We start from the raw sequence: 13,309 nt of genomic DNA, 5'->3' as shown, positions 1-13,309 counted from the left end.
TTCATGAAAGTTTTCTACGATAAAGACTGCGACCTGTCGATCATCCAGGGCAAGAAAGTTGCCATCATCGGTTACGGCTCCCAGGGCCACGCTCAAGCGTGCAACCTGAAAGACTCCGGTGTCGACGTTACCGTCGGTCTGCGTAAAGGTTCGGCCACCGTTGCCAAAGCCGAAGCTCACGGCCTGAAAGTGACCGACGTTGCTTCCGCTGTTGCCGCTGCCGACCTGGTCATGATCCTGACCCCGGACGAGTTCCAGTCCTCGCTGTACAAGAACGAAATCGAGCCGAACATCAAGAAAGGCGCCACCCTGGCCTTCTCCCACGGCTTCGCGATTCACTACAACCAGGTTGTTCCGCGTGCTGACCTCGACGTGATCATGATCGCGCCGAAAGCCCCGGGCCACACCGTGCGTTCCGAGTTCGTCAAAGGCGGCGGTATCCCTGACCTGATCGCGATCTACCAGGACGCCTCGGGCAACGCCAAAAACGTTGCACTGTCCTACGCCGCTGGCGTCGGTGGCGGTCGTACCGGCATCATCGAAACCACCTTCAAGGACGAGACCGAAACCGACCTGTTCGGCGAACAAGCCGTTCTGTGCGGCGGTACCGTTGAACTGGTAAAAGCCGGTTTCGAAACCCTGGTTGAAGCTGGCTACGCGCCGGAGATGGCCTACTTCGAGTGCCTGCACGAACTGAAGCTGATCGTTGACCTCATGTACGAAGGCGGTATCGCCAACATGAACTACTCGATCTCCAACAACGCCGAGTACGGCGAATACGTGACCGGCCCGGAAGTGATCAACGCCGAATCCCGTCAGGCCATGCGCAACGCCCTGAAACGTATTCAGGACGGCGAATACGCCAAAATGTTCATCAGCGAAGGCGCAACCGGCTACCCTTCGATGACCGCCAAGCGTCGTAACAACGCCGCTCACGGTATCGAAATCATCGGCGAGCAACTGCGCTCCATGATGCCGTGGATCGGTGCCAACAAGATCGTCGACAAAGCCAAAAACTAAGTCGTCGTCTCTTGTACGAAAAACGCGGCCTAGGCCGCGTTTTTTCGTTTGGGCCGGTGCTTCTGGTATAAAGCTGCATCGTTTGTGGCCGAACTGTCGTCCTCAAGCCTCTGTCGAATTTTTTCCAAACCGTTGCAAGGTAATGTCCATGAGCGAACGTCCCGAAGAGCCGAACAAGGCTTCCGACGCCGAAAGCCTGCTGCCCATCGATGAACACATCGAAGAAGGGCACGACGCTGAAGGTCGTAAAGTCCGGCATCGTGGTATCTATCTGCTGCCGAACCTGTTCACCACTGCCAACCTGTTCGCAGGCTTCTATTCCATCATCAACTCGATGAGCGCGCAGGCCGCGTTGAGCGCCGGCGACTCGGTGAATGCGAGCAAGTATTTCGCCTTCGCTGCGATCGCGATTTTCGTGGCGATGGTGCTCGACGGTCTCGATGGTCGCGTGGCACGCATGACCAATACGCAAAGTGCTTTCGGCGCCGAGTATGACTCGCTGTCGGACATGGTCGCCTTCGGTGTCGCGCCGGCATTGCTGGCCTTCGGCTGGGCGCTGGGCGATATGGGTAAGGTCGGCTGGATGGTCGCTTTCATTTATGTAGCGGGTGCGGCGTTGCGTCTGGCGCGGTTCAACACCCAGGTTGGCACGGCGGACAAACGTTACTTCATCGGTCTGGCCAGCCCGGCGGCGGCAGGCGTTGTGGCCGGCATTGTCTGGGCGTTCAGCGATTACGGCATTCAGGGTTCGAAGATGTCGTTCCTGGTGGCGTTGATGGTGGCGGCGGCCGGCATGCTGATGGTCAGCAACATCAAGTACAACAGCTTCAAGGAGCTGGATCTCAAAGGTCGCGTGCCGTTCGTGGCGATCCTGGCGGTGGTGCTGGTATTCGCTGTCGTGTTCAGTGATCCGCCGCGCATTCTGCTGCTGGTGTTCCTCGCCTATGCGGCGTCCGGTCCGGTACAGTATCTATTGCGTCTTCGTCGTCACAAAAACGCCGAGTGATGTAATTTCCCGCATACTCCGCAGTCTATGGGTGCACCTGTCCTCCAAAGCTGCGGAGTTGTCATGTTGATCAAGATCCCCAAAGCATCCGACTGCCATGAGTCGGATGTCACGCCTGAAGCCATTTATCTCTCCCGTCGCCAATTGCTCGGCGCCACTGCTGCCGGTATTGCCGTGAGCAGCCTGCCACGCTGGGCCAGTGCCGCTGATGCCCCTCGCTACTCTGATGTTGAATCCGGCAAGGCTCCGGCCTGGTTTGCCGAAAAGCTTCCTTCTACTCAATGGGGTGCGGTCAACGTCAAGGACGAGGCGATCACGCCTTATAAAGACGCCACGAACTACAACAACTTTTATGAATTCGGTACCGGCAAGGGCGATCCCGCGAGGAACGCTGGCGACCTGAAAACCGAACCCTGGAGCGTGGTCATTGACGGGGAGGTGGGTAAGCCGGGGCGTTATGCGCTGGAAGACTTCATGAAACCGTATCAACTGGAGGAACGTATTTATCGTCTGCGCTGCGTCGAGGCGTGGTCGATGGTCATTCCCTGGATCGGCTTTCCCATCTCGGCCTTGCTCAAGCAGGTCGAGCCGACTTCCAAGGCCAAGTACATCCGCTTCGAAACCCTGCAGGATCCCAAGAGCATGCCCGGCCAGCGTTCCGGTTTTGCCTTGATCGACTGGCCGTACGTCGAAGGTTTGCGTCTCGATGAAGCGATGAATCCTTTGGCGATCCTCGCGGTGGGCATGTATGGACGCGAACTGCCGAACCAGAACGGCGCGCCTTTGCGTCTGGTGGTGCCGTGGAAGTACGGCTTCAAAAGCGTGAAATCCATTGTGCGCATCAGTCTGGTCAGCGAGCAGCCGAAGACCACTTGGCAAAGCATTGCTGCCGATGAGTATGGCTTCTACGCGAATGTGAATCCTACGGTCGACCATCCGCGCTGGACCCAGGCGCGCGAGCGGCGCTTGCCAAACAGTCTGTTCAAACCGAACGTGCGCGATACGCAGATGTTCAACGGCTACTCGGATGAAGTCGCTTCTTTATATACAGGGCTCGATCTGCGGAAGAACTACTGATGCGCTATCCGTTCTGGCGAGTGGGCGTGTTCATTGCTGCGGCGTTCTGGCCATTGCTGTGGATCTATCAGGCTTTCGCCGATCTGCTCGGGCCTGATCCGGGCAAGGTGCTGGTTGATCGTCTCGGGCTTGGCACGCTGGTGTTTCTGTTGATTACGCTGAGCATGACGCCGTTGCAAAAGCTGAGCGGCTGGGCGGGGTGGATCGCGGTGCGCAGGCAGTTGGGGCTTTGGTGTTTTGCTTATGTGACGCTGCATCTGTTCAGCTATATGGCGTTTATCCTTGGGTTCGACTGGTCGCAGTTGGGTGTTGAGCTACGCAAGCGGCCTTACATTATTGTCGGTGCACTGGGCTTTCTCGGATTGCTGATACTGGCAGTGACGTCGAATCGTTATAGTCAGCGTCGTTTGGGTGCTCGCTGGAAGAAGCTGCATCGCTTGGTTTACGTGATACTTGGGCTGGGTTTGCTGCATATGCTCTGGATCGTGCGGGCTGATCTGGAGGAGTGGGCGATTTATGCCTTTATAGGTGGTGTGCTTTTGCTGCTTCGTCTACCGCCGGTGATGAGACGAATCCCGCGTTTACTGGGTAAAAAGCAGAATCTGCAAGAAAAGCGAAATTAACGGTTGACGGCAGATTCCAGAGGTCTATAATTCGCCCCACTTCCGGCGCAGTCGAAACGGAAAACTCCTTGAGATTCAAAGAGTTACGCAGCTTTCGACAGCGGCTTGCTTCAGATCATCGAAGCCTGGAAGGAGTTGAAAGAGCAGTGATGTGTAGCTCTTTTAACGGTTCGATCTTCTCGGTCGAAAGCGGAGAAAAAGAGGTGTTGACAGCAGCGATTAACGCTGTAGAATTCGCCTCCCGCTAACGAGAGATCGGAAGCGCAAGTGGTTGAAGTTGTTGAAGAATTCTTCGAAAACTTCTGAAAATAATCACTTGACAGCAAATGAGGCTGCTGTAGAATGCGCGCCTCGGTTGAGACGAAAGATCTTAACCAATCGCTCTTTAACAACTGAATCAAGCAATTCGTGTGGGTGCTTGTGCAGTCAGACTGATAGTCAACAAGATTATCAGCATCACAAGTTACTCCGCGAGAAATCAAAGATGTAACCAACGATTGCTGAGCCAAGTTTAGGGTTTCTTAAAAACCCAAAGATGTTTGAACTGAAGAGTTTGATCATGGCTCAGATTGAACGCTGGCGGCAGGCCTAACACATGCAAGTCGAGCGGATGAGAGGAGCTTGCTCCTGGATTCAGCGGCGGACGGGTGAGTAATGCCTAGGAATCTGCCTGGTAGTGGGGGACAACGTTTCGAAAGGAACGCTAATACCGCATACGTCCTACGGGAGAAAGCAGGGGACCTTCGGGCCTTGCGCTATCAGATGAGCCTAGGTCGGATTAGCTAGTTGGTGAGGTAATGGCTCACCAAGGCGACGATCCGTAACTGGTCTGAGAGGATGATCAGTCACACTGGAACTGAGACACGGTCCAGACTCCTACGGGAGGCAGCAGTGGGGAATATTGGACAATGGGCGAAAGCCTGATCCAGCCATGCCGCGTGTGTGAAGAAGGTCTTCGGATTGTAAAGCACTTTAAGTTGGGAGGAAGGGTTGTAGATTAATACTCTGCAATTTTGACGTTACCGACAGAATAAGCACCGGCTAACTCTGTGCCAGCAGCCGCGGTAATACAGAGGGTGCAAGCGTTAATCGGAATTACTGGGCGTAAAGCGCGCGTAGGTGGTTTGTTAAGTTGGATGTGAAATCCCCGGGCTCAACCTGGGAACTGCATCCAAAACTGGCAAGCTAGAGTATGGTAGAGGGTGGTGGAATTTCCTGTGTAGCGGTGAAATGCGTAGATATAGGAAGGAACACCAGTGGCGAAGGCGACCACCTGGACTGATACTGACACTGAGGTGCGAAAGCGTGGGGAGCAAACAGGATTAGATACCCTGGTAGTCCACGCCGTAAACGATGTCAACTAGCCGTTGGGAGCCTTGAGCTCTTAGTGGCGCAGCTAACGCATTAAGTTGACCGCCTGGGGAGTACGGCCGCAAGGTTAAAACTCAAATGAATTGACGGGGGCCCGCACAAGCGGTGGAGCATGTGGTTTAATTCGAAGCAACGCGAAGAACCTTACCAGGCCTTGACATCCAATGAACTTTCCAGAGATGGATTGGTGCCTTCGGGAACATTGAGACAGGTGCTGCATGGCTGTCGTCAGCTCGTGTCGTGAGATGTTGGGTTAAGTCCCGTAACGAGCGCAACCCTTGTCCTTAGTTACCAGCACGTAATGGTGGGCACTCTAAGGAGACTGCCGGTGACAAACCGGAGGAAGGTGGGGATGACGTCAAGTCATCATGGCCCTTACGGCCTGGGCTACACACGTGCTACAATGGTCGGTACAAAGGGTTGCCAAGCCGCGAGGTGGAGCTAATCCCATAAAACCGATCGTAGTCCGGATCGCAGTCTGCAACTCGACTGCGTGAAGTCGGAATCGCTAGTAATCGCGAATCAGAATGTCGCGGTGAATACGTTCCCGGGCCTTGTACACACCGCCCGTCACACCATGGGAGTGGGTTGCACCAGAAGTAGCTAGTCTAACCTTCGGGGGGACGGTTACCACGGTGTGATTCATGACTGGGGTGAAGTCGTAACAAGGTAGCCGTAGGGGAACCTGCGGCTGGATCACCTCCTTAATCGACGACATCAGCTGCTGCATGAGCTCCCACACGAATTGCTTGATTCATTGAAGAAGACGATAGAAGCAGCTTTAAGCTCCAAGCTGATAGCTCTGAGCTAACAGTTACAAGCTCGAAATTGGGTCTGTAGCTCAGTTGGTTAGAGCGCACCCCTGATAAGGGTGAGGTCGGCAGTTCGAATCTGCCCAGACCCACCAATTTTGTTATGGGGCCATAGCTCAGCTGGGAGAGCGCCTGCCTTGCACGCAGGAGGTCAGCGGTTCGATCCCGCTTGGCTCCACCATAAACTGCTTCGAAGTTTGAGAGTTTAGAAATGAATATTCGAGCTGAATATTGATTTCTAGTCTTTTGATTAGATCGTTCTTTAAAAATTTGGGTATGTGATAGAAAGATAGACTGAACGTTACTTTCACTGGTAACGGATCAGGCTAAGGTAAAATTTGTGAGTTCTCTTAGTTGAGAAATTCGAATTTTCGGCGAATGTCGTCTTCACAGTATAACCAGATTGCTTGGGGTTATATGGTCAAGTGAAGAAGCGCATACGGTGGATGCCTTGGCAGTCAGAGGCGATGAAAGACGTGGTAGCCTGCGAAAAGCTTCGGGGAGTCGGCAAACAGACTTTGATCCGGAGATGTCTGAATGGGGGAACCCAGCCATCATAAGATGGTTATCTTGTACTGAATACATAGGTGCAAGAGGCGAACCAGGGGAACTGAAACATCTAAGTACCCTGAGGAAAAGAAATCAACCGAGATTCCCTTAGTAGTGGCGAGCGAACGGGGACTAGCCCTTAAGTGGCTTTGAGATTAGCGGAACGCTCTGGAAAGTGCGGCCATAGTGGGTGATAGCCCTGTACGCGAAAATCTCTTAGTCATGAAATCGAGTAGGACGGAGCACGAGAAACTTTGTCTGAATATGGGGGGACCATCCTCCAAGGCTAAATACTACTGACTGACCGATAGTGAACTAGTACCGTGAGGGAAAGGCGAAAAGAACCCCGGAGAGGGGAGTGAAATAGATCCTGAAACCGTATGCGTACAAGCAGTGGGAGCAGACTTTGTTCTGTGACTGCGTACCTTTTGTATAATGGGTCAGCGACTTATTTTCAGTGGCGAGCTTAACCGAATAGGGGAGGCGTAGCGAAAGCGAGTCTTAATAGGGCGTCTAGTCGCTGGGAATAGACCCGAAACCGGGCGATCTATCCATGGGCAGGTTGAAGGTTAGGTAACACTGACTGGAGGACCGAACCGACTACCGTTGAAAAGTTAGCGGATGACCTGTGGATCGGAGTGAAAGGCTAATCAAGCTCGGAGATAGCTGGTTCTCCTCGAAAGCTATTTAGGTAGCGCCTCATGTATCACTGTAGGGGGTAGAGCACTGTTTCGGCTAGGGGGTCATCCCGACTTACCAAACCGATGCAAACTCCGAATACCTACAAGTGCCGAGCATGGGAGACACACGGCGGGTGCTAACGTCCGTCGTGAAAAGGGAAACAACCCAGACCGTCAGCTAAGGTCCCAAAGTTATGGTTAAGTGGGAAACGATGTGGGAAGGCTTAGACAGCTAGGAGGTTGGCTTAGAAGCAGCCACCCTTTAAAGAAAGCGTAATAGCTCACTAGTCGAGTCGGCCTGCGCGGAAGATGTAACGGGGCTCAAACCATACACCGAAGCTACGGGTATCATCTTCGGATGATGCGGTAGAGGAGCGTTCTGTAAGCCTGTGAAGGTGAGTTGAGAAGCTTGCTGGAGGTATCAGAAGTGCGAATGCTGACATGAGTAACGACAATGGGTGTGAAAAACACCCACGCCGAAAGACCAAGGTTTCCTGCGCAACGTTAATCGACGCAGGGTTAGTCGGTCCCTAAGGCGAGGCTGAAAAGCGTAGTCGATGGAAAACAGGTTAATATTCCTGTACTTCTGGTTATTGCGATGGAGGGACGGAGAAGGCTAGGCCAGCTTGGCGTTGGTTGTCCAAGTTTAAGGTGGTAGGCTGAGATCTTAGGTAAATCCGGGATCTTAAGGCCGAGAGCTGATGACGAGTTACCCTTTGGGTGACGAAGTGGTTGATGCCATGCTTCCAAGAAAAGCTTCTAAGCTTCAGGTAACCAGGAACCGTACCCCAAACCGACACAGGTGGTTGGGTAGAGAATACCAAGGCGCTTGAGAGAACTCGGGTGAAGGAACTAGGCAAAATGGCACCGTAACTTCGGGAGAAGGTGCGCCGGTGAGGGTGAAGGACTTGCTCCGTAAGCTCATGCCGGTCGAAGATACCAGGCCGCTGCGACTGTTTATTAAAAACACAGCACTCTGCAAACACGAAAGTGGACGTATAGGGTGTGACGCCTGCCCGGTGCCGGAAGGTTAATTGATGGGGTTAGCTAACGCGAAGCTCTTGATCGAAGCCCCGGTAAACGGCGGCCGTAACTATAACGGTCCTAAGGTAGCGAAATTCCTTGTCGGGTAAGTTCCGACCTGCACGAATGGCGTAACGATGGCGGCGCTGTCTCCACCCGAGACTCAGTGAAATTGAAATCGCTGTGAAGATGCAGTGTATCCGCGGCTAGACGGAAAGACCCCGTGAACCTTTACTATAGCTTTGCACTGGACTTTGAATTTGCTTGTGTAGGATAGGTGGGAGGCTTTGAAGCGTGGACGCCAGTTCACGTGGAGCCATCCTTGAAATACCACCCTGGCAACTTTGAGGTTCTAACTCAGGTCCGTTATCCGGATCGAGGACAGTGTATGGTGGGTAGTTTGACTGGGGCGGTCTCCTCCTAAAGAGTAACGGAGGAGTACGAAGGTGCGCTCAGACCGGTCGGAAATCGGTCGTAGAGTATAAAGGCAAAAGCGCGCTTGACTGCGAGACAGACACGTCGAGCAGGTACGAAAGTAGGTCTTAGTGATCCGGTGGTTCTGTATGGAAGGGCCATCGCTCAACGGATAAAAGGTACTCCGGGGATAACAGGCTGATACCGCCCAAGAGTTCATATCGACGGCGGTGTTTGGCACCTCGATGTCGGCTCATCACATCCTGGGGCTGAAGCCGGTCCCAAGGGTATGGCTGTTCGCCATTTAAAGTGGTACGCGAGCTGGGTTTAGAACGTCGTGAGACAGTTCGGTCCCTATCTGCCGTGGACGTTTGAGATTTGAGAGGGGCTGCTCCTAGTACGAGAGGACCGGAGTGGACGAACCTCTGGTGTTCCGGTTGTCACGCCAGTGGCATTGCCGGGTAGCTATGTTCGGGAAAGATAACCGCTGAAAGCATCTAAGCGGGAAACTTGCCTCAAGATGAGATCTCACTGGAACCTTGAGTTCCCTGAAGGGCCGTCGAAGACTACGACGTTGATAGGTTGGGTGTGTAAGCGCTGTGAGGCGTTGAGCTAACCAATACTAATTGCCCGTGAGGCTTGACCATATAACACCCAAGCAATTTGCTGACCTGAAAAGGCGCCAGATTGCGGTGTGTGAAGACGAAACGAACCGAAAGTTCGAAACGCACAAACACCAGCTGTCACATACCCAATTTGCTGAAGCGAGGCCATCTGGTCCCGAGTCAGTACCCGAATTTCTTGACGACCATAGAGCGTTGGAACCACCTGATCCCATCCCGAACTCAGCAGTGAAACGATGCATCGCCGATGGTAGTGTGGGGTTTCCCCATGTGAGAGTAGGTCATCGTCAAGATTAAATTCCGAAACCCCAATTGCGAAAGCAGTTGGGGTTTTGTTTTGCCTGCGAGAAAGTTTCAGCGCTATGGCGAACAAAATTGCACAGTTATTTTCGAAGCAGAACACTAGAATAGCCCCATCTTTATCGGAGCCAGAGCCTGTATGTCAGAATCGGTTGACGCCCCCGGGCTGTCAGATTTACCGCTGGAAGACTTGATAGCCTGCCACGAGTGCGACCTGCTGATGCGCAAGCCGACACTTGCCCATGGTGAGAAAGCACTCTGCCCGCGTTGTGGTTATGAGTTGTACGCCCATCGCCATAACGTGGTGCAGCGCAGCCTCGCCCTGGTGATTGCCGCGTTATTACTTTACGTGCCGGCAAACTTTTTACCCATCATGCAACTCAATATCCTCGGGCAATCCTCGCAGGATACGGTCTGGAGTGGCGTAGTCGGCCTGTTCAGCACCGACATGCAAGGTGTGTCGATCGTCGTCTTCCTTTGCAGCATGGCCATACCGTTACTCAAGTTGTTGTGCCAGCTGTTTGTGTTACTGACGATTCGTTTCGATGTCGGCCGCAGCTACGGTTTGCTGCTCTATCGTATTTACCACCACCTCAGAGACTGGGGCATGCTCGAGGTCTACCTCATGGGCGTCCTCGTCGCGATCGTGAAGCTGGCGGATATGGCAGCAATCACCGTCGGCCTCGGGCTGGCATGTTTCATTGGCTTGTTATTGGTACAAGTCTGGCTGGAGGTGGTGATGTCACCGCATCAGATCTGGCAGGCATTATCAGGAGAGGATGCCCATGCGGGCGATTGATGCGGGCATTCTGGTGTGCACCGAATGCCACGAGCTGAACAAGCAGGAAGCTGACGTCGACGAGCAGAGCTGTACCCGCTGCGGCGCGCAGGTTCACGCTCGCCGCCCCAACAGCTTGACCCGCACCTGGGCGCTGTTGATCACGGCAGCCATTATCTATGTTCCGGCGAATGTCTTGCCGATCATGACGGTCAGTTCTCTGGGCCAGGGTGAACCGAGCACCATCATGTCCGGCGTGATTGAACTGGTTCAGCACGGCATGATCCCGATCGCCACCGTGGTGTTCATCGCCAGCATTCTGGTGCCCACGTTCAAACTGGTTGGCATCGCGCTGCTGCTGTTTTCCGTGCAGCGTCGGCAGCCATTGTCGGCCCGTCAGCGTATCTGGATGTACCGTTTCATCGAGTTCATTGGCCGCTGGTCGATGCTCGATATTTTCGTGATCGCCATTCTCGTGGCGGTCGTCAACTTCGGCCGGATAGCCAGTGTCGAAGCCAATTTGGGCGCCGTCGCCTTCGCCTCTGTGGTGATTCTGACGATGCTCGCCGCAGTTACTTTCGATCCCCGACTGATTTGGGATAACACGGAGTCGGACGACGACCATGACTGATTTGCCTGTAGCGAAAACCCGACCGGCTTCGAACTGGTCGGCCATTTGGGTGCTGCCTCTGATCGCGCTGATCATCGGCGGCTGGCTCGGCTGGCGTGCTTATTCCGAGACCGGTATCGAGATTCAGGTGCGCTTTGAAAGCGGCGAAGGCATCCAGGCCAACAAGACTGAAGTGGTCTACAAAGGCATGCCGGTCGGCAAGGTCAAGACGCTCAAGCTCGACGATGAGGGCAACTCGAAAGGGGTGATCGCCACCATCGAAATGAACAAGGACGTTGAGCAGTACCTGAAGACCAGCACGCGGTTCTGGCTGGTCAAACCGAGCGTGACCCTGGCCGGTATCACTGGTCTGGAGACATTGGTCTCGGGTAACTATGTCGCGATCAGTCCCGGTGAAGGCGAGCCCGTGCGCAAGTTCAAGGCACTCGCCGAAGAGCCGCCGCTGTCCGACGCCAAGCCCGGTCTGCACCTGACCATCAAGGCCGATCGCCTCGGCTCGCTGAATCGCGGCAGCCCGGTGTTCTACAAACAGATCAAGGTCGGTCAGGTCAAAAGCTACGTGCTGTCCGAGGATCAGAGCACCGTTGAACTTAAGGTGTTCATTGAGCCGACCTACGCCAAACTGGTGCGCAAACATACTCGTTTCTGGAACGCCAGCGGCATCAGCATCGACGCTAACCTGTCCGGCGTGAAAGTGCGCAGTGAATCCCTGGCTAGTATCGTCGCCGGTGGTATCGCGTTCGCGACGCCGGAGAATCGCAAGGACAGTCCGGCGACCGATCCGAGCCTGCCATTCCGTCTCTATGAAGACTTCGACGCTGCCGCTGCCGGGATTCGCGTGAAGGTCAAACTCAGCGATTTCGAGGGCCTGCAAGCCGGTCGCACGCCGGTGATGTACAAAGGTATTCAGGTCGGCAACCTGAAAGCGCTAAAGGTCGATCCGGACCTGAACAGCGCCACAGCCGAGCTGACTCTGGATCCGTTGGCCGAAGACTATCTGGTTGAGGGCACGCAGTTCTGGGTGGTCAAACCGTCGATATCCCTTGCCGGTATTACCGGCCTGGAAGCGCTGGTGAAAGGTAACTACATCGCCGTGCGTCCGGGCGACAAGGGCGCTGCGCCGAAACGCGAGTTCGAAGCGCGACCGAAAGCTCCGCCGCTGGATCTGCGTTCGCCGGGCCTGCATCTGGTGTTGTTTACCGATTCGCTGGGCTCGATCGATGTCGGCAGTCCGATTCTGTACAAGCAGGTCAAGGTCGGTTCGGTACAGAGCTACCAGTTCTCCCGAACCAAGAAGCAGCTGGTTATCGGCGTGCACATCGAGAAGGAATATGAAAACCTGGTCAACGCTTCGACGCGCTTCTGGAATGTCAGCGGCATTACCCTCACGGGTGGCTTGACCGGCGGCATTCAGGTCAAGAGTGAATCCTTGCAAACCCTGATGGCCGGCGGTATCGCCTTCGAAACCCCACAAGCCAATGCGCCGTTGAAGAAACGCATCCCGCGCTTCCGTCTGTTCGCCGATCACGATGAGGCGAACAAGAAAGGTGCGGTCGTTACCATTAAAGTCGATCGCGCCGACGGTTTGAGCAGCGGTACGCCAGTGCGTTTCAAGGGGCTGGACGTAGGCAAGATTGAAAGCGTCGATCTGACCGATGACATGCAGTCGGTAATCCTCACCGCTCGCATCACTGAAGTGCCGGAGAAGATCGCGCGAGTCGGCAGTCAGTTCTGGGTGGTCAAGCCGGAACTGGGTCTGATCAAGACGCAGAATCTGGAAACGCTGGTCACCGGCAAATACATCGAAGTCCAGCCGGCGGCGAAGAATCTCGGCCCGCAGAAGAACTTCGTTGCCTTGGCCGAAGCGCCGGAAGTCACCAGGCAGGAAGCGGGTCTGAGTCTGGTGTTGAGCGCCGCACGTCGCGGTTCCTTGAAGCCCGGCGTACCAGTGACCTACCGTGAAATTACGGTTGGCAAGGTGACCGGTTATGAATTGGGCCAGACAGCTGACCGTGTGTTGGTGCACATCCTGATCGAGCCGAAGTACGCGCCACTGGTGCGTAGTGGCAGCCGCTTCTGGAACACCAGCGGCGTGGGCTTCGATTATGGGTTGTTCAAGGGCGTGACGGTGCGCACCGAGTCGCTGGAGACACTGATTCAGGGCGGGATTGCCTTCGCCACCCCGGATGGCGAGCGCATGGGCAATCCGGCGCGAGCCGAGCAGACGTTCCCGTTGTTCGACAAGTTCGAGGATGAATGGCTGACCTGGGCGCCGAAGATTCAGCTGGGTAAGTAGTGGCGCCTATTGAATAGCCTTCGCGAGCAGGCTCGCTCCCACAGGGGAACGCATTCCAATTGTGGGAGCGAGCCTGCTCGCGAAGGGGCCAGCCACATCAACACAA

7 protein-coding genes, 2 tRNA genes and 3 rRNA genes are annotated in these 13,309 nt (G+C 54.8%); all 12 read left to right on the top strand.

What is annotated here, in order from left to right; all coding sequences use genetic code 11:
- The first annotated feature begins 3 nt into the window (after nucleotides 1-3).
- The 12 genes from ilvC to AB4N85_RS17255 all read left to right on the top strand — a co-directional run bounded on the left by ilvC (nucleotide 4) and on the right by AB4N85_RS17255 (nucleotide 13,203).
- The gene (gene ilvC, locus AB4N85_RS17310) at nucleotides 4-1,020 is read left to right on the top strand and encodes a ketol-acid reductoisomerase (protein ID WP_003228216.1); all 1,017 of its coding nucleotides are present in this window, start codon (nucleotides 4-6) and stop codon (nucleotides 1,018-1,020) included.
- A 148-nt stretch (nucleotides 1,021-1,168) separates the two neighbouring features.
- Nucleotides 1,169-2,026: a CDP-diacylglycerol--serine O-phosphatidyltransferase gene (pssA, locus tag AB4N85_RS17305; protein ID WP_016773182.1), complete on the top strand. Its 858-nt coding sequence runs from the start codon at nucleotides 1,169-1,171 to the stop codon at nucleotides 2,024-2,026.
- A 63-nt stretch (nucleotides 2,027-2,089) separates the two neighbouring features.
- Nucleotides 2,090-3,103, top strand: coding sequence for a protein-methionine-sulfoxide reductase catalytic subunit MsrP (gene msrP, locus AB4N85_RS17300; protein ID WP_024014317.1), 1,014 nt, complete (start codon nucleotides 2,090-2,092; stop codon nucleotides 3,101-3,103).
- Entirely contained in the window at nucleotides 3,103-3,726 is a 624-nt protein-coding gene (msrQ, locus tag AB4N85_RS17295) for a protein-methionine-sulfoxide reductase heme-binding subunit MsrQ (RefSeq protein WP_252868286.1), read from the top strand. The genes msrP and msrQ overlap by 1 nt, the downstream gene beginning before the upstream one ends.
- Before the next feature lie 541 nt (nucleotides 3,727-4,267).
- Nucleotides 4,268-5,804: ribosomal RNA gene (locus AB4N85_RS17290) — 16S ribosomal RNA — on the top strand.
- Between the two features lie 123 nt (nucleotides 5,805-5,927).
- Nucleotides 5,928-6,004: transfer RNA gene (locus AB4N85_RS17285), tRNA-Ile, on the top strand.
- Between the two features lie 10 nt (nucleotides 6,005-6,014).
- Nucleotides 6,015-6,090, top strand: a tRNA-Ala gene (locus AB4N85_RS17280).
- 238 nt (nucleotides 6,091-6,328) lie between these two features.
- A 23S ribosomal RNA gene (locus tag AB4N85_RS17275) occupies nucleotides 6,329-9,222 on the top strand.
- 153 nt (nucleotides 9,223-9,375) lie between these two features.
- A 5S ribosomal RNA gene (gene rrf, locus AB4N85_RS17270) occupies nucleotides 9,376-9,491 on the top strand.
- The 16S, 23S and 5S rRNA genes sit together here with 2 tRNA genes alongside, the layout of an rRNA operon.
- Nucleotides 9,492-9,637: 146 nt before the next feature.
- Entirely contained in the window at nucleotides 9,638-10,297 is a 660-nt protein-coding gene (locus AB4N85_RS17265; RefSeq protein ID WP_056790348.1) for a paraquat-inducible protein A, read from the top strand.
- Nucleotides 10,284-10,907: a paraquat-inducible protein A gene (locus AB4N85_RS17260; protein ID WP_056790346.1), complete on the top strand. Its 624-nt coding sequence runs from the start codon at nucleotides 10,284-10,286 to the stop codon at nucleotides 10,905-10,907. The genes AB4N85_RS17265 and AB4N85_RS17260 overlap by 14 nt, the downstream gene beginning before the upstream one ends.
- On the top strand, nucleotides 10,900-13,203 hold the full coding sequence (locus AB4N85_RS17255) for a PqiB family protein (RefSeq protein ID WP_041480022.1): 2,304 nt from the start codon (nucleotides 10,900-10,902) through the stop codon (nucleotides 13,201-13,203). Before AB4N85_RS17260 ends, AB4N85_RS17255 begins: the two co-directional genes overlap by 8 nt.
- Nucleotides 13,204-13,309: the final 106 nt, after the last annotated feature.

Source organism: Pseudomonas sp. H1_G08 (assembly GCF_054681355.1).
This window is presented reverse-complemented; position numbering and strand designations above follow the sequence as displayed.